This window comes from Streptomyces sp. NBC_00557, assembly GCF_036345995.1.
In the GTDB taxonomy this organism is placed as follows: Bacteria; Actinomycetota; Actinomycetes; order Streptomycetales; family Streptomycetaceae; genus Streptomyces.
Genome location: NZ_CP107796.1, coordinates 5,219,996 through 5,237,871, shown reverse-complemented (window position 1 = coordinate 5,237,871; position 17,876 = coordinate 5,219,996). Strand labels below are relative to the sequence as shown.

At 70.2% G+C, this 17,876-nt stretch carries 17 protein-coding genes; 7 read left to right on the top strand and 10 right to left on the bottom strand.

The window, feature by feature from the left end:
• Window positions 1-309 precede the first annotated feature (309 nt).
• Together OG956_RS22875 and recD2 are read right to left on the bottom strand one after the other, a co-directional pair.
• Entirely contained in the window at window positions 310-1,599 is a 1,290-nt protein-coding gene (locus OG956_RS22875; RefSeq protein WP_330339857.1) for a citrate synthase, read from the bottom strand.
• A 240-nt stretch (window positions 1,600-1,839) separates the two neighbouring features.
• A complete protein-coding gene (gene recD2, locus OG956_RS22870) occupies window positions 1,840-4,098 on the bottom strand; it encodes an SF1B family DNA helicase RecD2 (protein ID WP_330339856.1) in 2,259 nt (752 codons plus the stop codon).
• 257 nt (window positions 4,099-4,355) lie between these two features.
• Here recD2 and OG956_RS22865 point away from each other — a divergent pair, with 257 nt between their 5' ends.
• Window positions 4,356-5,258, top strand: coding sequence for a ribokinase (locus OG956_RS22865; protein WP_330339855.1), 903 nt, complete (start codon window positions 4,356-4,358; stop codon window positions 5,256-5,258).
• A gap of 68 nt (window positions 5,259-5,326) precedes the next feature.
• Here the strand turns inward: OG956_RS22865 and OG956_RS22860 are convergent, their stop codons facing one another.
• Window positions 5,327-6,601, bottom strand: coding sequence for an acyltransferase family protein (locus OG956_RS22860; RefSeq protein WP_330339854.1), 1,275 nt, complete (start codon window positions 6,599-6,601; stop codon window positions 5,327-5,329).
• Between the two features lie 408 nt (window positions 6,602-7,009).
• On the opposite strand from OG956_RS22860, the gene OG956_RS22855 reads away from it, so the two are divergent.
• On the top strand, window positions 7,010-7,600 hold the full coding sequence (locus tag OG956_RS22855; protein ID WP_330339853.1) for an RICIN domain-containing protein: 591 nt from the start codon (window positions 7,010-7,012) through the stop codon (window positions 7,598-7,600).
• 123 nt (window positions 7,601-7,723) lie between these two features.
• Window positions 7,724-8,272, top strand: coding sequence for an RICIN domain-containing protein (locus OG956_RS22850; protein WP_330339852.1), 549 nt, complete (start codon window positions 7,724-7,726; stop codon window positions 8,270-8,272).
• A 291-nt stretch (window positions 8,273-8,563) separates the two neighbouring features.
• On the opposite strand, the gene OG956_RS22845 is transcribed toward OG956_RS22850, so the two are convergent.
• Together OG956_RS22845 and OG956_RS22840 are read right to left on the bottom strand one after the other, a co-directional pair.
• Window positions 8,564-8,851, bottom strand: coding sequence for a hypothetical protein (locus tag OG956_RS22845; RefSeq protein ID WP_330339851.1), 288 nt, complete (start codon window positions 8,849-8,851; stop codon window positions 8,564-8,566).
• Window positions 8,848-9,081, bottom strand: coding sequence for a hypothetical protein (locus OG956_RS22840; protein WP_330339850.1), 234 nt, complete (start codon window positions 9,079-9,081; stop codon window positions 8,848-8,850). Before OG956_RS22840 ends, OG956_RS22845 begins: the two co-directional genes overlap by 4 nt.
• A gap of 129 nt (window positions 9,082-9,210) precedes the next feature.
• On the opposite strand from OG956_RS22840, the gene OG956_RS22835 reads away from it, so the two are divergent.
• Together OG956_RS22835 and OG956_RS22830 are read left to right on the top strand one after the other, a co-directional pair.
• Window positions 9,211-10,035 carry a helix-turn-helix domain-containing protein gene (locus tag OG956_RS22835; RefSeq protein WP_330339849.1) on the top strand — a complete coding sequence of 275 codons (825 nt, stop codon included), beginning with the start codon at window positions 9,211-9,213 and terminating at the stop codon, window positions 10,033-10,035.
• Window positions 10,022-10,249, top strand: coding sequence for a DUF397 domain-containing protein (locus OG956_RS22830; protein WP_330339848.1), 228 nt, complete (start codon window positions 10,022-10,024; stop codon window positions 10,247-10,249). Before OG956_RS22835 ends, OG956_RS22830 begins: the two co-directional genes overlap by 14 nt.
• Before the next feature lie 33 nt (window positions 10,250-10,282).
• Here the strand turns inward: OG956_RS22830 and OG956_RS22825 are convergent, their stop codons facing one another.
• Genes OG956_RS22825 through OG956_RS22815 form a run of 3 tightly spaced genes read right to left on the bottom strand, consistent with a single transcriptional unit; the run spans window position 10,283 to window position 13,412 of the window.
• Window positions 10,283-11,116 (bottom strand): sugar phosphate isomerase/epimerase family protein, encoded by an 834-nt coding sequence (locus OG956_RS22825; protein WP_330339847.1) that lies wholly within the window; start codon window positions 11,114-11,116, stop codon window positions 10,283-10,285.
• Window positions 11,113-12,264 (bottom strand): dihydrodipicolinate synthase family protein, encoded by a 1,152-nt coding sequence (locus OG956_RS22820; RefSeq protein WP_330339846.1) that lies wholly within the window; start codon window positions 12,262-12,264, stop codon window positions 11,113-11,115. The genes OG956_RS22825 and OG956_RS22820 overlap by 4 nt, the downstream gene beginning before the upstream one ends.
• Window positions 12,261-13,412, bottom strand: a complete 1,152-nt coding sequence (locus OG956_RS22815; RefSeq protein ID WP_330339845.1) for a Gfo/Idh/MocA family protein — start codon at window positions 13,410-13,412, stop codon at window positions 12,261-12,263. Before OG956_RS22815 ends, OG956_RS22820 begins: the two co-directional genes overlap by 4 nt.
• Window positions 13,413-13,656: 244 nt before the next feature.
• On the opposite strand from OG956_RS22815, the gene OG956_RS22810 reads away from it, so the two are divergent.
• Window positions 13,657-14,703: a LacI family DNA-binding transcriptional regulator gene (locus OG956_RS22810; protein ID WP_330339844.1), complete on the top strand. Its 1,047-nt coding sequence runs from the start codon at window positions 13,657-13,659 to the stop codon at window positions 14,701-14,703.
• Window positions 14,704-14,822: 119 nt separating this feature from the next.
• Here the strand turns inward: OG956_RS22810 and OG956_RS22805 are convergent, their stop codons facing one another.
• Together OG956_RS22805 and OG956_RS22800 are read right to left on the bottom strand one after the other, a co-directional pair.
• On the bottom strand, window positions 14,823-16,040 hold the full coding sequence (locus OG956_RS22805) for an FAD-dependent monooxygenase (RefSeq protein ID WP_330339843.1): 1,218 nt from the start codon (window positions 16,038-16,040) through the stop codon (window positions 14,823-14,825).
• A 120-nt stretch (window positions 16,041-16,160) separates the two neighbouring features.
• Window positions 16,161-16,463: a hypothetical protein gene (locus OG956_RS22800; RefSeq protein ID WP_330339842.1), complete on the bottom strand. Its 303-nt coding sequence runs from the start codon at window positions 16,461-16,463 to the stop codon at window positions 16,161-16,163.
• A gap of 379 nt (window positions 16,464-16,842) precedes the next feature.
• Between OG956_RS22800 and OG956_RS22795 the strand changes: the two genes are divergently transcribed.
• Window positions 16,843-17,784, top strand: coding sequence for a bifunctional helix-turn-helix transcriptional regulator/GNAT family N-acetyltransferase (locus tag OG956_RS22795; RefSeq protein WP_330339841.1), 942 nt, complete (start codon window positions 16,843-16,845; stop codon window positions 17,782-17,784).
• The last annotated feature ends 92 nt before the right edge of the window (window positions 17,785-17,876 follow it).

Below are 17,876 nucleotides of genomic sequence, written 5' to 3'. Positions count from 1 at the left end.
TCCTCAGAGATGCGTTGCCGGGGCACGTGCGCCGGGAAGCTTTGAGCGGCCCTCCCTGCGTGCGCTGTCCCGGCAGATCGCACCGCATCACTGGAGCAGGACGAGTTTTGCTCATTCTGCTCACGACAGCGATTCAGGCGCTGTCCTCCCCGAGCGCCCGGCCGGATCCCGTGGGGGGAATCCGCACCGGGACATGGGAAGGCGCCCTGGTCGTCGGCCCGTGGGGGGACCGGCGTCTCAGGGCGCCTTCCGCTTTTCACGACCGATACAGGGCCCACCGCTCGGGTGGACCCTGTGGCTCGGGTGCCCTCAGCGCTCCTCGACCGGCACGAAGTCGCGCTCGACGACGCCCGTGTAGATCTGGCGGGGGCGGCCGATGCGGGAGCCCGGCTCCTTGATCATCTCGGTCCACTGGGCGATCCAGCCCGGCAGACGGCCCAGGGCGAACAGGACCGTGAACATCTCGGTCGGGAAGCCCATGGCCCGGTAGATCAGACCGGTGTAGAAGTCCACGTTCGGGTACAGCTTGCGCTCGACGAAGTAGTCGTCGGAGAGGGCGTGCTCCTCCAGCTTCAGGGCGATGTCGAGGAGCTCGTCCTCCTTGCCCAGCGCGGAGAGCACGTCGTGCGCCGCCGCCTTGATGATCTTGGCGCGGGGGTCGAAGTTCTTGTAGACCCGGTGGCCGAAGCCCATCAGGCGGACGCCGTCCTCCTTGTTCTTCACCTTGCGGATGAAGGTGTCGACGTCGCCGCCGGAGTCGCGGATGCCCTCGAGCATCTCCAGCACGGACTGGTTGGCGCCGCCGTGCAGCGGGCCCCACAGCGCGCTGATGCCGGCCGAGATCGACGCGAACATGTTGGCCTGCGAGGAGCCGACCAGGCGGACCGTGGAGGTCGAGCAGTTCTGCTCGTGGTCGGCGTGCAGGATCAGCAGCTTGTCCAGCGCGGAGACGACGACCGGGTCCAGCTCGAACTCCTGCGCCGGGACCGAGAAGGTCATGCGCAGGAAGTTCTCGACGTAGCCGAGGTCGTTGCGCGGGTAGACGAACGGGTGGCCGATCGACTTCTTGTACGCGTAGGCCGCGATCGTCGGGAGCTTGGCGAGCAGCCGGATCGTGGAGAGGTTGCGCTGCGTCTCGTCGAACGGGTTGTGGCTGTCCTGGTAGAAGGTGGACAGCGCCGAGACGACCGAGGACAGCATGGCCATCGGGTGGGCGTCGCGCGGGAAGCCCTTGTAGAAGTTCTTGACGTCCTCGTGCAGCAGCGTGTGCCGCGTGATGTCGTTCTTGAACGTCGTCAGCTCGTCGACGGTGGGCAGCTCGCCGTTGATCAGCAGGTACGCCACCTCCAGGAAGGTGGAGCGCTCGGCCAGCTGCTCGATGGGGTAGCCGCGGTAGCGGAGGATGCCCGCCTCACCGTCGAGGTAGGTGATCGCGGATTTATAGGCGGCCGTGTTGCCGTACCCGCTGTCCAGAGTCACCAGACCGGTCTGGGCGCGGAGCTTCCCGATGTCGAAGCCCTTGTCGCCGACGGTGCTGTCGATCACCGGGTAGGTGTACTCGCCGTCGCCGTACCGCAGTACTACAGAGTTGTCGCTCACGTCTTCCCTCACCGACGTAGTGCCTCATCTTCGAGGTGCCCTGACTGTCTCTACCATCCCCCATTTGGCTCAGGAGAGTGCACTCGGGGTCGACCATTGGGCCCATTGGCGGCACTCAGTGCCGCCAACTTGCACATCCTGCCCCCTGGGAAGGGCGACGGGAAGTGCTCTGTGACCTTCACGACTCGTTTGATCGATCATTTTTTGTGATGCGGGCCGACGCCCACTGGTCAGGGGCGGTCAGCCGCCGCGCAGCCGGAAGTCCAGTGCCGTGCAGCGCCGCCCCGCCGACACCGTGCGCACCGCCTGTCCGATCGCCTTGCGTGAACCGACGAGGACGACCAGCCTCTTCGCCCGTGTCACCGCCGTGTACAGCAGGTTCCGCTGCAGCATCATCCATGCCCCGGTGGTGACGGGAATCACCACGGCAGGATATTCACTTCCCTGCGAACGGTGGATGGTCACCGCGTACGCATGGGCCAGCTCGTCCAGTTCGTCGAACTCGTACGGCACCTCCTCGTCCTCGTCCGTCAGCACCGTGAGCCGCTGGTCGACCGGGTCGAGCGAGGTGACGACGCCCACGGTGCCGTTGAAGACACCGTTCTTCCCTTTCTCGTAATTGTTGCGAATCTGGGTGACCTTGTCGCCGACGCGGAAGACCCGGCCGCCGGACCGCTTCTCGGGCTGATCGGGCCGGCCGGGGGTGATGGCCTGCTGGAGCAGCCCGTTGAGCGCCCCGGCGCCGGCCGGTCCCCGGTGCATGGGGGCGAGGACCTGGACGTCCCGCCTCGGGTCGAGCCCGAACTTGGCCGGAATCCGCCGCGCGGCCACGTCCACGGTGAGCCGGCCGGCGGCCTCGGTGTCGTCCTCCACGAAGAGGAAGAAGTCCTTCAGGCCGTCGGTGAGCGGATGCTGCCCGGCGTTGATCCGGTGCGCGTTGGTGACGACGCCGGACTGCTGGGCCTGCCGGAAGACCCGGGTGAGCCGGACGGCGGGCACGGGGCTGCCCTCGGCGAGCAGGTCCCGCAGCACCTCGCCCGCGCCGACGCTGGGCAGCTGGTCGACGTCGCCGACGAAGAGCAGATGGGCGCCGGGCGGCACGGCCTTCACCAGCTTGTTCGCCAGCAGCAGGTCCAGCATGGAGGCCTCGTCGACCACGACCAGGTCGGCGTCGAGCGGGCGGTCCCGATCGTACGCCGCGTCCCCGCCCGGCTTGAGCTCCAGCAGCCGGTGGACGGTGGAGGCCTCGGCGCCGGTCAGCTCGGCCAGCCGTTTCGCGGCCCGGCCGGTGGGGGCGGCGAGCAGCACCTTGGCGCGCTTGGCGCGGGCCAGCTCCACGATCGAGCGCACGGTGAAGGACTTGCCGCAGCCGGGCCCGCCGGTGAGGACGGCGACCTTCTCGGTGAGCGCGAGCCGGACGGCCGCCTCCTGCTCCGGGGCGAGATCGGCGCCGGTACGGCCCTTCAGCCAGCCGAGGGCCTTCGCCCAGTCCACGTCCCGGAAGGCCGGCATCCGGTCCTCGTCCGTCCGCAGCAGACGCAGCAGCTGAGCGGAGAGGGACTGCTCGGCGCGGTGGAACGGGACGAGGTAGACGGCGGTCACCGGTTCGGCGCCGTCGCCGTCCGGTCCGGGCACCTTCTCCCGTACGACACCCGGGTCGCCGCCGTCGTCCGGGACCGCGGCCAGCTCGGCGAGGCACTCGATGACCAGGCCGGTGTCCACGGCGAGCAGCTTCACCGCGTCGGAGATCAGCCGCTCCTCGGGCAGGAAGCAGTGCCCCTGGTCGGCGGACTGGGACAGGGCGTACTGCAGCCCCGCCTTGACCCTTTCGGGGCTGTCGTGCGGGATGCCGACGGACTGGGCGATCTTGTCGGCGGTGAGGAAGCCGATGCCCCAGACGTCGGCGGCGAGGCGGTACGGCTGCTCCTTGACGATCTGGATGGACGCGTCGCCGTACTTCTTGTAGATCCGCACGGCGATGGACGTGGACACCTCGACGGTCTGCAGGAAGAGCATGACCTCCTTGATCGCCTTCTGCTCCTCCCAGGCGTCGGCGATCTTCTTGGTCCGCTTGGGCCCGAGGCCGGGGACCTCGATGAGGCGCTTCGGCTCCTCCTCGATGACGCGGAGGGTGTCGAGCCCGAAGTGCTGGGTGATCCGGTCGGCGAAGACGGGCCCGATCCCCTTCACCAGACCCGAGCCGAGGTAACGCCGGATGCCCTGGACCGTGGCGGGCAGGACCGTCGTGTAGTTCTCGACGTGGAACTGCTTGCCGTACTGCGGGTGGGAGCCCCAGCGCCCCTCCATGCGCAGCGACTCCCCGACCTGGGCGCCGAGCAGCGCGCCGACGACGGTGAGCAGGTCCCCGCCGCCTCGGCCCGTGTCGACCCGGGCGACGGTGTAGCCGTTCTCCTCGTTGGCGTACGTGATCCGTTCCAGCACACCCTCGAGCACGGCGAGCCGCCGCTCACCGCCCTGGGTCCCCGCCTCTCGAGCCATGATCCGACGGTACCGGTGGGGTCTGACACGCGGGGCGGGTGAGTGACGGTGCCGGCCGGGTCAGGTGGCCGGCGGTTCCGTTCCGGGGCCGGGGCGGGTCAACTCCCCTGCGTGCCGTCCGTGAGAAGGGGCGCCGCCGGGGCTGACGGCGGGCCACACGTGGGGGTCGTCCAGCGCGGATCACCCGGCATCGGGCACCATGGGGGGCGGCCGCCCGACCGGGGTCAGCTCTCAGGGGGAGTCAGGAGAGTCAACTGATGTTCGACTACGACCTGTTGGTCGTGGGTTCGGCCAACGCCGACCTGGTGATCGACGTCGAGCGGCGGCCCGCCGCCGGTGAGACGGTGCTCGGCGGCGACCTGGCCGTCCACCCGGGCGGCAAGGGCGCGAACCAGGCGGTGGCCGCGGCCCGGCTCGGCGCGGACACGGCCCTGCTGGCCCGGGTCGGCGACGACGCGCACGGCCGGCTGCTCCTGGACTCGCTGCGCGCGGCCGGCGTCGACACGGTGGGCGTGCTGGTGGGCGAGGCGCCGACGGGCGTCGCGCTGATCACCGTGGACCCCTCCGGGGACAACAGCATCGTGGTGTCGCCCGGCGCCAACGCCAGGCTCGCCCCGGCGGACGTGCGGACGGCGGTGAGCCTGTTCCTCGCCTCCCGTGTGGTCTCGACGCAGCTGGAGATCCCGCTGGAGACGGTCGTGGAGGTCGTGCGGAACCTGGCCCCCGGCAGCCGTCTCGTGCTGAACCCGTCCCCGCCGCGCCCCCTGCCGACCGAGGTGCTCGCGGCCTGCGACCCGCTGATCGTCAACGAGCACGAGGCCCGGGTGATCCTCGGCGGCGCGTGCGTCAGCGAGGACCCCGAGGACTGGGCCCGCCTGCTGCTGGCCAAGGGGCCGCGCTCGGTGGTGGTCACGCTGGGCGCGGAGGGCGCGCTGGTGTGCGACTCCTCAGGAGTGGCGCGGGTGGCGTCGGTGAAGGTGGACGCGGTGGACACCACGGGCGCCGGGGACGCGTTCACAGCCGCGCTCGCCTGGCGGCTGGCGACGGGCGCGGACCTGGCTGACGCGGCGGCGTACGCGGCCCGGGTGGGCGCGGCGGCCGTCACCAGACGGGGCGCGCAGGAGTCGTACCCGACACCGGAGCAAGTCGAGACGCTGTGACGGCACGGGCACGGCGTGCGGCAACGGGTCCCCGCGGGGCCGGCGTTGTCGTCCGGGAAGCCGGACCTTCACGCGCCGCGCGACAGGGCTTCGATCAAGGACCTCCATGACCTGTTCCGCTTGAACGGCATCTCGAAGATCTTGGAAAAGAGCCATGCCCCGAGCACCGAGACTGGGAGGGCCACGCTGAGCGTGAACCAGAAGACGGGCAGGCCTGGCGAGAAAAAGCGGGGTGCCACGCGGCGTACCACTGTCATCACGATGGGCAGATGGATCAGGTAAAGGCTGTATGAGAAGCTGCCGAGACTTCGAATGGGGCGCGCAGTAAGGAGCCGCACAAGGATGGCGGGCCTGCCGGTGGCGACCGCAGCGAGCAGCATCGACATGGCAGGGGCGATGGCGATGTCTATCCAGAAATAATGCTTCACCGTCCAAACAGAACCCTGCGTGACGCCGAGAGCCAGGACTGGCAGCGCCGCCAGGACGGCGAACCATCCCCATGGCAGACGTCGGACCCGGTCCGAAGCGGTGACGACCGCGGCGCCTACCAGGCCTGCGACGAACACGGGAGCGAGGTGCGGAGCGAGCCAGTTGTCGCCTTCCACGGGAGAAGCGTTCGCTGCCGCCAAGCCACGGAGGATCACCGGAACAGTCACGCACGCGACCAGGACCGCCGCCCCCACGCGTCGCCGAACAAAAAGGAGAAGAGGGAAGAGGAGATAGAGTTCGGCCTCCACTCCGATCGACCAGAACGCGCCGTTCGGCGTGGGGGCGGTAACCATGTCCTGAGCGACGAGGCCGTACACCAGAATTGACGTGCCAGTAGGCGGGCCGGAATGCGAAGCCGGCACGATGAACCAGGAAATGATCAGGCTCATGGCCAGCGCCGCCCAATACGGCGGCAAGATGCGCCAGGCACGACGGCGCAGAAACCGACCGACGCCGCCCGAACGCCAGCCGTGACGGGCCGGAGAGACCGCCAGGGAAAAGCCGGAGAGCACCAGGAAGAAGACGACGGCCAGGCGCCCGAACATGAGACCCTCCAGCCAGGGAGGTGCCGAGCTGTCGGGAAATCCCGGGAAGGTGTACAGCCAGCAGTGGAACAGGACCACGTATAAGGCCGCCAGGCCGCGGAGACCATCCAGGCCCACCAGCTGCCGCCGGTCTTGTGTACCGCTCGCCTTCGCCTCCTGTCCCATCGGCGCGGCCAGGTCTAGAGAACTGCTGACCGGATGACTCGAATTCACTGAAATCGTTCGACCCTTTCTCTGAGCACCGCGTTCGCCGCACACCGCCGCCTCGGCAGGCGCTGCACCGTGCGGCCGGCGATATGCGCGTGCCACCCACCCGGTTCCCTAAGGCAGGGCGGGCGGCACGGCGTCACCCGCCGCGACTGGTACGTGACGTCCGGCTCAGGGGTTCAGCAGACGGACAGACATAGTTCTCATCCGGCCAAGGCGGCTGGCCCTGCGCTCATGCCGATCCTCCCGCTCGACGACCCGGCCAGGCGGTAAGAGCCAAAGCCGGGGGTGACGGAGGGCGACCTCAAGATCCAGCCGACAACCCGCGGTTGAAGCGACGCAGCGCGCCACGCGGGTTGATCAGCATCAACGCGTCCGCAGACACAGTTGGCACACCTCGTCCAACAGAACACTTCCAGCCCAACAGCTCGAACGGGCTAGCGAATCTTCGTCGCAAGCTGATTGAGTTTTCCAGGTCACATCAACACGACCTGACAAAAGGAGCATGTCATGAGCACAACACCCATCAGGAGTGCTGTAACAGCGGTCCTCGTCGGCACGCTGATGGCGGTCGCCAGTCCGGCGATCGCACACGCCCAGTCATCGCAGAACACCGACTGGCGTCAGCCCTTACCGTCCTCGCAGGTGCTCAACGGCAACCTCTTCGGCATCAAGGCTTCCGGCATCGGGATTGGGAACCTCAAGTCCAAGAAGTTCCTCCAGGCCAACAGCACCGCCAACGGTGCCAGAGTCGTTCAGCAGCCGGGGAACTCCGCCAACCCGCTCCAGAACTGGGCTGCTGTCAACGACAGCCCGTACACCAGCTTCGAGAACGTTGCCGCCGGCAGAAACCTCGGCATCGACGGTGCCAGCACCGCCTCCGGAGCGGCGGCCATCATCGCGAATGGTGCCGGGGACGCCAACCAGGACTGGAAGCTTGTGCCGGTCGCCGGCTACCCCGACGGTTACTTCGCGATGAAGAACCGCAAGAGCGGTCTGTGTCTCGGCATCTCCGGAGCCAGTACAGCCAACGGCGCACAGGCCGCGCAGTTCCCCTGCGACGGATCGGCCAACCAGGGCTGGGCCCTGTTCAATCCCTGATCGCCCGGCCGACGGGCGTTCCGGTCAACCGCGCACAGGGGCGCCGACTGGAACGCCCGCGCTGCCCAGCCCGTGCACCTGGTGCACGACAACAGTGCCGACACGACACAGGGAGAACGTGCCATGCGCACAACACGTAGCAGAACGGCAGTTGCGGCGACGATCGCGGGAGCGCTGCTGGCGTTAGCCAGTCCTGCGCTCGCTCATGCAGAGGCGCCGCAGACCAACGACCCGAAGCCGACCAGGCTCCCGGCCGTCGAGGCTTCGCGGATCAAAAACCTCAAGTCCGGAAAGTATTTGCAGGCCGCGAGCACCACGAACGGCGCCAAGGTCACCCAGCAGCCCTACAACAGCGACACCACGCTGCAGACGTGGGAGACCTACCTCTTCAGCGATTACTACACATTCGAGAACTTCGGCGCCGGGAAGAACCTCGGCATCGATGGTGCCAGCACCGCCTCCGGCGCCACAGCCATCATCGCGAACGGCTCCAGCGACCTGAACCAGGACTGGATCGTGGACTGGAGCGTCTACGACGGGAACCACTTCGCACTCAAGAACCGCAAGAGTGGCCTGTGCCTGGGCATTTCCGGAGCCAGCACCGCCACCGGGGCTCAGGCCGCTCAATTCCGCTGCGACGGATCGACCAACCAGGGCTGGTCCTGGGCGTGACCGAACCAGTCGGCCAGCCGGGACTCGGGGTTGTGGCCTCGCCGAGGCCATCTATCGATAACGGACCCATCAGTTCACTCGCGCGGCCCCGCTGTACACCCGCTGTCGGCACACACTTCGCCCACGCCCACGTCATCCCCGTCACCTGACCCACGCCGCCTCACCCTTATGGCAGCCCCGGCGACGCCCTTCCTCGTGGGGCGCCGCCGGGGCCGCTGCTGTGCGGACCGCCCCGCAAAGCGCGCGTTCTCATTCCATCGCGACCACTAAGTGACGCCGCGAGCGACTCGGTCACCCCGGCGGCGGTGGTCGCCGCGCGAGCCGTGCGCCCCTGCTCTCGGCGACACGCTTGACGTCCCGCAGGGATTCGCTCAGCCGACGGGCGAGATAGCGCAGTTCTTCGCCGGTCAGTCGCCGCTCGGCGAGGAGTTCGTCCGCGTGATCCAGCAGACCGTCCGCCATGCCGAGTTGCACGCTCTCGATCTGGTCCGCGAGCCGTGAGACGTAGCCCGCGCCATCGCCGAAGAGATAGCAGGGCTTGCCTTCCGGGCCGGTCCAGGGGAGCAGGCGGTCGTTCATGCGCAGGTCTCCACCTGGTCGAGGTAGGGGCGGACGAGCGGGCTGTCCTCGCCGCGCAGAGGGGCCTCGTCCCTGCGGTGGTAGGAGACCGGGCGACCGACGTACGGGCACGAGTACGGGTGCACATACGCGCACGGGAGCGGTACGACCGGCCTACGGCGCCGTCGCCCTCGGGCGGGCAGGAGGAGCCGGAGCAGCGGCTCGGCCAGCCGGGCCAGGAGAGGTGTCATGCCGACCTGCTTTCTCACCAGTGGTGACTGCGTTCTGTGGCGAATCGCTCACAGAGTGAGGTCGCGGGTGGCTACCCTGCCAGGGGCGGGGACTTGACAGCGCCTTTGTCAGGAACGGGAGTTGGCGGGATGAGCGTTGACCGCAGGCCGAGGACGCCGCGCGAGAAGTACGGGGAGGAGCTGAGGCTGCGGCGGATCGCCGGCGGACTCACCCAGGAACAGCTGGGCGAAGTGATCGTGTGCTCACCCACACTGATCAGTCACTACGAGTCGGGCAGGAGGCTGCCCAAGCCCGATGACGCGCGGCGGATCGACCAGGCGCTCAAGACGGACGGGTTCTTCGAGCGGTGGTTGGAGGATCTGGAGTCGAAGTACACCGACCATTTCGCCGCCGTCGCCGAGCTCGAGCAACAGGCCACGTTGATCCAGCAGTTCGCACTGTCACTGGTTCCCGGCATCCTGCAGACCGATGACTACGCGCGGGCCCTCTTCTGCGCCTACCGGCCGAACTACACCGCCGAGGAACTTGACGAGTTCGTCGTCATCCGAACAAAACGCCGTCGCATCCTCGACGGACCCTCGCATCCTGTCGCCTGGACGTTGCTCGACGAGGCTGTTCTCCGCCGACGTGTCGGCGGGCCACAGGCCATGGCGGAACAACTGCGCAGGATCGGGGACATGGCCGAGACAGGGCGACTACGTCTGCACGTCCTGCCGTACGGCGTAGGAGCACACGCGCTCATGCAGAGCCTGCTCACCCTCATGAGCTTCCAGGACTCCGCTCCGGTCGCGTACGTCGAGGGTTTTCTGACCGGCAACCTGATGGATGATCCGGCCCTGGTGAGTACCTGCCAGACCGCTTACGCTCTGGCCCTGAGCGACGCGTTGTCGCACCAGGAGTCACTCGCCCTCGTCAGGGCGGCAGCGGAGGAACACGTACATGTCCAGCAGTGAGCACACCGCCAACGACTCGTCAGCACGCACCGGTTGGTACAAGTCCAGCTACAGCGGTGGCGACCAGGGCGAGTGTCTCGAAGTCGCCTGCGGCCACGCCGTCGTCCCCGTCCGCGACAGCAAGGACACCGCCAAACCCGCCCTGATCTTCTCGGCCGCCGGCTGGACGTCGTTCGTGAGCGCCGTCAAGGACGGGCGGATCGGCGACGCCTGAGAGCAGCACCGCAGGTGCTGTGCTGAGCGGCGGTCAAGAAGACAAGACCCTGTGGAAACGCTCCGCCGTCTCCGCCAGCACCTCCCTGCCGTCCCGGGCCCACAGCGCCTCGTTGAAGAGTTCGACCTCGATCGGGCCCGTGTAGCCGGCCGCGTCCACGAGGTCCCGCCACGCGCGCATGTCGATCGCGCCGTCGCCGAGCTGGCCGCGGCCGTTGAGGACGCCCTCGGGCAGCGGCGTGGTCCAGTCGGCGAGCTGGAAGGCGTGGATGCGGCCGGCCGCGCCCGCGCGGGCGATCTGCGCCGGCGCCTGGTCGTCCCACCAGATGTGGTAGGTGTCCACGGTGACCCCGACCTGGTGCGCGGGGAAGCGCTCGGCCAGGTCCAGGGCCTGGGCCAGCGTGGAGACCACGCAGCGGTCGGCGGCGTACATGGGGTGCAGGGGCTCGATGGCCAGGCGGATCGCATGCTGCTCGGCACAGGGCGCGAGTTCGGCCAGGGCGTCGGCGATGCGTTCCCGGGCCGCCCCGAGGTCCTTGCTGCCGGGCGGGAGGCCGCCGGAGACCAGGACCAGGGTGTCGGTGCCGAGGGTGGCCGCCTCCTCGATGGCGCGGCGGTTGTCGGCCAGGGCGGCCGCCCGCTCCCGCGGGTCGATCGCCGTGAGGAAGCCGCCCCGGCACAGGGTCGTCACCGTCAGGCCCGCCTCGCGGACGAGTCCGGCCGTCGCCTCGACGCCGTACGACTGCACCGGCTCACGCCACAGGCCCACCCGGCCGATGCCCAGTTCCGCGCACGCGTCGGCGAGTTCGGGCAACGACAGCTGTTTCACCGTCATCTGGTTGATCGAGAAGCGTTCGAGACCGGTCACTGGGCGACTCCGTACAGGGCGAGCAGGGTCTTCATCCGTTCCTCCGCCAGCTTCGGGTCCGGGAACAGGCCGAGGGCGTCGGCGAGTTCGTAGGCGCGGGCCAGGTGCGGCAGGGAGCGGGCCGACTGCAGTCCGCCGACCATCGTGAAGTGCGACTGGTGGCCGGCGAGCCAGGCGAGGAGGACCACGCCGGTCTTGTAGAAGCGGGTCGGTGGCTGGAAGAGATGGCGGGACAGCCCGACCGTGGGGTCCAGCAGGCGCCGGAAGCCGGCCGTGTCGCCGGTGTCCAGGACCCGTACGGCCTCGGCGGCCAGCGGGCCCAGCGGGTCGAAGACGCCCAGCAGGGCGTGGCTGAAGCCCTGTTCGTCGCCGGCGATGAGCTCGGGGTAGTGGAAGTCGTCGCCGGTGTAGCAGCGCACGCCCCGGGGCAGCCGGCGGCGCAGGGCGACCTCGCGTCCGGCGTCCAGCAGGGACACCTTGATGCCGTCGACCTTGTCCGGGTGCGCGGCGACGACCTCGAGGAACGTCTCCGTGGCCGCGTCCAGGCCGGACGAGCCCCAGTAGCCCTCCAGCGCCGGGTCGAACATGGGGCCCAGCCAGTGCAGGATCACCGGTTCGGCGGACTGGCGCAGCAGATGGCCGTAGACGTCCAGGTAGTCCTCGGGGCCCCGGGCGGCGGCGGCCAGGGCGCGCGACGCCATCAGGATCGGCTGGGCGCCCGCCTCCTCCACGATCGCGAGCTGTTCCTCGTAGGCGGCGCGGATCTCCGCCAGGCTGCCGCTGGTGATCTGGTCGGTGCCGACCCCGCAGGCGATCCTGCCGCCCACCGCCTTCGCCTCCGCCGCGCTGCGGCGGATCAGCTCGGCGGCGCCCGCCCAGTCCAGGCCCATGCCGCGCTGGGCGGTGTCCATCGCCTCGGCGACACCGAGCCCGTGGGACCACAGGTGGCGGCGGAAGGCGAGGGTGGCGTCCCAGTCGACGGCGGCGGGCGAGTCCGGGGTCGTGTCGGCGTACGGGTCGGCGACGACGTGGGCCGCGGAGAAGACCGTGCGGGAGGTGAAGGGGGCGCCGGGGGACACGGCCAGGGGGTCGGTGCGGGGCTCGTAGGCGCGCAACGAGCCGTCGGCCGCGGGGAGTCGGACGGTCACAGCGCGATCTCCGGCACGTCGATGCGGCGGCCCTCGGCGGAGGACTTCAGGCCCAGCTCGGCGAGCTGGACGCCACGGGCGCCGGCCAGCAGGTCCCAGTGGTACGGGGCGTCCGTGTGGACGTGCTTGAGGAACAGCTCCCACTGGGCCTTGAAGCCGTTGCCGAACTCCCCGTTGTCCGGGACCTCCTGCCACTGGTCGCGGAAGGCCTCGGTGGCGGGGACGTCCGGGTTCCAGACCGGTCTGGGGGTCGCCGAGCGGTGCTGGACGCGGCAGTTGCGCAGGCCGGCCACCGCCGAGCCCTCGGTGCCGTCGACCTGGAACTCGACCAGTTCGTCGCGGTGCACGCGCACCGCCCAGGAGGAGTTGATCTGGGCGATGGCGCCGCCCTCCAGTTCGAAGATGCCGTACGCGGCGTCGTCGGCGGTGGCGTCGTAGGGCTTGCCCTGTTCGTCCCAGCGCTGCGGGATGTGGGTGGTGGCGAGGGCCTGGACGGACGTGACGCGGCCGAACAGCTCGTGCAGGACGTATTCCCAGTGCGGGAACATGTCGACGACGATGCCGCCGCCGTCCTCGGCGCGGTAGTTCCAGGAGGGGCGCTGGGCCTCCTGCCAGTCCCCCTCGAACACCCAGTAGCCGAACTCGCCCCGCACGGACAGGATCCGGCCGAAGAAGCCGCCGTCGACGAGCCGCTTCAGCTTCAGCAGGCCCGGCAGGAAGATCTTGTCCTGGACCACGCCGTGCCTGACGCCCCTGGCGTGGGCGAGGCGGGCGAGTTCAAGGGCGCCGGCCAGGCCGGTCGCGGTCGGCTTCTCGGTGTAGACGTGCTTTCCGGCGGCGATCGCCTTCCTGATCGACTCCTCGCGGGCGGAGGTGACCTGGGAGTCGAAGTAGATGCCGACACTGTCGTCCGCGAGGACCGCGTCGAGGTCGGTCGAGACGTGTTCCAGGCCGTGCCGTTCGGCGATCTGCCTGAGCGCGTGCTCGCGGCGGCCGACCAGGACCGGTTCCGGCCACAGCACGGTGCCGTCGCCGAGGTCGAGGCCTCCCTGCTCGCGCAGGGCGAGGATCGACCGGACGAGGTGCTGGCGGTAGCCCATGCGCCCGGTGACGCCGTTCATGGCGATACGCACCGTCTTGCGTGTCACGTGAGTCCCCTCTGTGCAGCTGCCGTGCCACTGCGCGCCCCGATGCAGCAAGCGCTTTCTATCGAGGAGAAGCTAGCCCCTGCGCGGTGGTCCGTACAAGACCGTGTCCGCTTCGAGTTGTTCGAGGGGGCGAACAACCGGGGGCCTTGGCCTTAAGGTCTGCTCGACGGATTCTCGGAACCAGCAGCAGGACCCGGCTGTCTACGAGGGCGTACGACACGATGCGCGACCGGAGGACGACGAGATGACGGTGACCCTGGCGGATGTGGCGGCCCGCGCCCAGGTCTCACCCGCGACGGTGTCGCGCGTGCTGAACGGCAACTACCCGGTGGCCGCCTCCACGCGCGAGCGGGTGCTGCGGGCGGTGGACGAGCTGGACTACGTCCTCAACGGCCCGGCGAGCGCGCTCGCGGCGGCCACCTCCGACCTGGTCGGCATTCTCGTCAACGACATCGCCGACCCGTTCTTCGGGATCATGGCGAGCGCGATCCAGGCCGAGATCGGCGGCGTCGGCGGCGGCCGGGCGGGCGGCGAGCGGCTGGCGGTGGTCTGCAACACCGGCGGGTCCCCCGAGCGGGAACTGACGTACCTGACCCTGCTGCAGCGGCAGCGGGCGGCGGCCGTGGTGCTGACCGGCGGGGCCGTGGAGGACGCGCCGCACGCGGCGGCGGTCGCGGCGAAGCTGCGCAAGCTGACGGACGCCGGGACGCGGGTGGTGCTGTGCGGGCGGCCGCCGGCGGCCGACACCGGGGCGGTCACGCTGACCTTCGACAACCGGGGCGGGGCGCGCCTGCTCACCGAGCATCTGCTCGGCCTCGGCCACCGCCGGCTCGGCTACATCGCGGGCCCGGAGGAGCGCACGACCACCCGGCACCGGCTGGAGGGGCACCGGGAGGCGCTGGCGGCGGCGGGGGTCGAGGAGGATCCGCGCTGGACGGTGCACGGGCGGTACGACCGCCAGTCCGGGCACGAGGCGACGCTGGAGCTTCTGCGCCGGGACCCCTCCCTGACGGCCGTCGTCGCCGCGAACGACTCCGTCGCGCTCGGGGCGTGTGCGGCGCTGCGGGAGTCGGGGCGGCGGATTCCCGAGGACGTGTCGGTCGCCGGGTTCGACGATCTGCCGTTCAGCGTGGACGCGGTGCCGTCGCTGACGACCGTGCGGCTGCCGCTGGCGGAGGCGGGAGCGCGGGCGGGGCGGATCGCGATGGGGCGGGAGGAGCCGCCGGGCGCTGTCGCCGTGATCCGGGGGGAGCTGATGGTCCGGGGGTCTTCGGGGGTGCCGCGGGACTGAGGCGCCGTGGCGGGCCACCCGCCCACCCGTTCACCGTCGGCCGAGAGGCTGCCCTCGATCGTTCGGTTCACGTCGGCCGAGAGGCTGCCCTCGGTCGCGAGACCCGCCACGCCCGTCGTTCATTTCCGGCCCGGCAGTGACCGTCCCAGCAGGGGCAGCGGTGCCTCGCCTCTCCTGCGGTCGCGGTACCAGCGTTTGCCGGTGTCGTAGGCGCGGCGGGCCCGGCGTACGGCGGGGATCTGGGTGGCGAGGTGGACCTGGTAGCGCCAGGGGCTCTGATGGCCCTGGCGTACCGACATGGCGTAGGCGAAGGACACCGGGTCGCGGTCCAGGTAGTCGTCCAGCCGCTCGAACCAGGCCATGCTGGAGCGCGCTCCGGCCTGGGTGCCGTGGAGTTCGGCGCGCCGGTGCTGGTCGTACTCCCGCAGGGCCACCTGAGGGTCGGGGAACTCCGCGAGGGCGTGGGCCAGCACCATCGCGTCGATCATCGCGAGCCGGGTGCCGGAGCCGAGCGTGAAGTGCGTGGTGTGCGCGGCGTCCCCGGCCAGGACGACGTTGCCGTCGACCCAGGTGCGGTTGCTGATGTGCTGGAACCGCTGCCACTTCGCCGGCTCGCCGCGTGACCGGCTGATCAGGGAGTGGCCGTCGAGCGCCCGGTGGAAGATCTTCTCCAGCAGCGGGACGGCGTCCTCGGAGTCGAGCGTGTCGAGGCCGAGGCCGTGCCAGGTCTGGGGCGAGCACTCCACGATGCAGGTGCTGATCCCTTGGAACGACGGATAGGCGTGGAACCAGATCCAGCCGGCCGGGGTCTCCTCGAAGTCGAACACGAAGCTGTCGAACTGCCGGTCCGTGCCGAGCCAGATGTAGGGGTTGCGGCCGGTCTCGATCCTGGTGCCGAAGTGCTCGGCGCGGCTCTGCCGGATCCGGCTGCCCGCGCCGTCGCAGGCCACGATCAGGTCGGCGTCCGGCAGGTCGGCGGGGTCGGCGAGCGTCTCGTGCCGGACGTCGACGCCGAGGGACCGGGCGCGGCGGGTCAGGATGTCCAGCAGGGCGGCGCGGCCCAGGCTGTAGCCGTAGCCGCCGAAGTACGCGGTGCCGTCGTGCCGGCTGCCGTGCACGCGGATCTCCTGGTCCTGCCAGAGCACGGAATGGGCGCTCACCGCCCGCGCGCTCTCGGGGTCGTTGCGGTGCAGGATGTCGAGCAGGTCGTTCCAGTACACGACGCCCCAGCCGTACGTCGCCTCGGGCGGGTCGCGTTCGATCACGACGATCTCGTGGCCCGCGTCCCGCAGCTTCGCGGAAATCGAGAAGTACAGCCCGGCCGGGCCTCCGCCCACACACACGATCCTCATCCGGTCACCGCCTCAGGGTGCAGTCGCAGGGATCCGGGTGCCCGTGGGGCCGGGCACCCGGATCCGCCTTTCGTTTGTCAGGTGGGGTCGATCACTGCAGGGCTGTCAGTCCCAGCCCCAGCCGCCGCCCCAGCCCCAGCCGCCGTCGCCCCAGCCCCAGCCCCAGCCCCAGCCGCCGCCGTGGCCCCAGCCCCAGCCGCCGCCGTGACCCCAGCCCCAGCCCCAGCCGCCGTCGCCCCAGCCCCAGCCCCAGCCGCCGCCGTGGTTGGGGGACGACGTGACGACGTGGTCGGGGGCTGCGGTGGTCGTGGCGGCCTGGGCTGCTCCGGCTCCTGCGGCGATGGCGAGGATCGGCGCCGAGCAGACGGCGATGGCGGCCTTCTTGATACGAGACGTGTGAGCGCGCATGACGATCCCCTCTCCGAGGGTGTGTTGGATGGTCCGGGGGCCTCGACGGGGCCTCCGCGGTTGCGCGGCAGAGCCTGCGCGTCGCTCCGCGCGCCTCCGCCGCCCGCAGTGCGCGTTCCGGCGGCGGTCTGTCACGTCCATCCAAATCGGACATACGTGACTTTTCACTCTCAACTTACGTGCGGATCGCGGCGGAGTCAAAAGGAGGGCCCGGCCCGCAGATAAAGAACAGGTAAAAACGGGACCCCGGTCCGGCCCCAATCCCCTTGCCGGGCAGGCGGATTCGCCGCGGCGTGCGCTCGGCATGGACGCGGGCGCGCGACGGACCTACTCTCCGAGGGTCGGTATCTCTGACTCAGTCAAGCATCCGGGGGCGATCATGACCGTCCAGGACGTCCGCGCCTTCAACCGCTTCTACACGGGCGTCATCGGCGCCCTCGACTACGGCCGCCACCTGTACGCGCCGTACACCCTCACCGAAACCCGTGTCCTGTACGAACTCGCCCAGGCGCCGCACCTGGACGCGGCCGAGCTGCGCACCGGGCTCGACCTGGACGCCGGGTATCTCAGCCGGATCCTGAACAGGTTCGAGGACGCCGGGCTGATCGAGCGCGGGCCCTCGCAGAGCGATCCGCGCCGGCGGCGGGTACGGCTCACCGCGCGCGGGCGGGAGACCGCCGCACTGCTCGACGAGCGGGCCCGGGAGACCGTCGGGGCCCTGCTCGACACGGTGGCCCCCGCCGACCGGCCGCGGCTGGCGGAGGCCATGCGGACCATCCAGGACGTCCTCGGCGCGGCGCGCACCGCCGGGCGGACCCGGTCCGGCGAGGTCGTGCTGCGCGGTCCGGGCCCCGGCGACCTCGGCTGGATCGTGCAGCGCAACGCCGCGCTGTACGCGGCCGAGTACGGCTGGAACGCCGATTACGAGGCGCTGGTGGCCCGGATCGTCGCCGGCTTCGCGGAGGACCACGACCCGCGTCTGGAGCGGGTGTGGATCGCCGAGCAGGACCGGCGGCCGGTGGGCTGTGTGATGTGCGTACGGGACGGCGCGCCCGGCACCGCGCGGCTGCGGCTGCTGCTCGTCGAACCGGAGGCACGCGGGCACGGCGTCGGCGACCGCCTGGTGCGGGCCGTGATCGACTTCGCGCGCGGGGCCGGATACCGGGACCTGGTGCTGTGGACCAACGACGTGCTCGCCGGCGCCCGCCGCATCTACCAGCGGCACGGCTTCACCCTCGTGTCCGAGAAACCCCACCACTCCTTCGGCAAGGACCTGGTGGGGCAGGACTGGCGGCTGCCACTGCAGGGGGCGGATGAGTGAGGGCCGGGCCCAGCGGATCGCGGGACGGCGGACCCGGGACGGGTCCGTGCCCGGTGGGTGAGGGACGGGTGAGCACTTGGGTCGGACCGTGA

What these genes read in the sequence shown, in the direction of transcription:
- recD2 (WP_330339856.1), bottom strand. Translation starts at nt 4,098, where the DNA reads ATGGCTCGAGAGGCGGGGACCCAGGGCGGTGAGCGGCGGCTCGCCGTG.
- OG956_RS22865 (WP_330339855.1), top strand. Translation starts at nt 4,356, where the DNA reads ATGTTCGACTACGACCTGTTGGTCGTGGGTTCGGCCAACGCCGACCTG.
- OG956_RS22855 (WP_330339853.1), top strand. Translation starts at nt 7,010, where the DNA reads ATGAGCACAACACCCATCAGGAGTGCTGTAACAGCGGTCCTCGTCGGC.
- OG956_RS22850 (WP_330339852.1), top strand. Translation starts at nt 7,724, where the DNA reads ATGCGCACAACACGTAGCAGAACGGCAGTTGCGGCGACGATCGCGGGA.
- OG956_RS22845 (WP_330339851.1), bottom strand. Translation starts at nt 8,851, where the DNA reads ATGAACGACCGCCTGCTCCCCTGGACCGGCCCGGAAGGCAAGCCCTGC.
- OG956_RS22840 (WP_330339850.1), bottom strand. Translation starts at nt 9,081, where the DNA reads ATGACACCTCTCCTGGCCCGGCTGGCCGAGCCGCTGCTCCGGCTCCTC.
- OG956_RS22835 (WP_330339849.1), top strand. Translation starts at nt 9,211, where the DNA reads ATGAGCGTTGACCGCAGGCCGAGGACGCCGCGCGAGAAGTACGGGGAG.
- OG956_RS22830 (WP_330339848.1), top strand. Translation starts at nt 10,022, where the DNA reads ATGTCCAGCAGTGAGCACACCGCCAACGACTCGTCAGCACGCACCGGT.
- OG956_RS22810 (WP_330339844.1), top strand. Translation starts at nt 13,657, where the DNA reads ATGACGGTGACCCTGGCGGATGTGGCGGCCCGCGCCCAGGTCTCACCC.
- OG956_RS22800 (WP_330339842.1), bottom strand. Translation starts at nt 16,463, where the DNA reads ATGCGCGCTCACACGTCTCGTATCAAGAAGGCCGCCATCGCCGTCTGC.
- OG956_RS22795 (WP_330339841.1), top strand. Translation starts at nt 16,843, where the DNA reads ATGACCGTCCAGGACGTCCGCGCCTTCAACCGCTTCTACACGGGCGTC.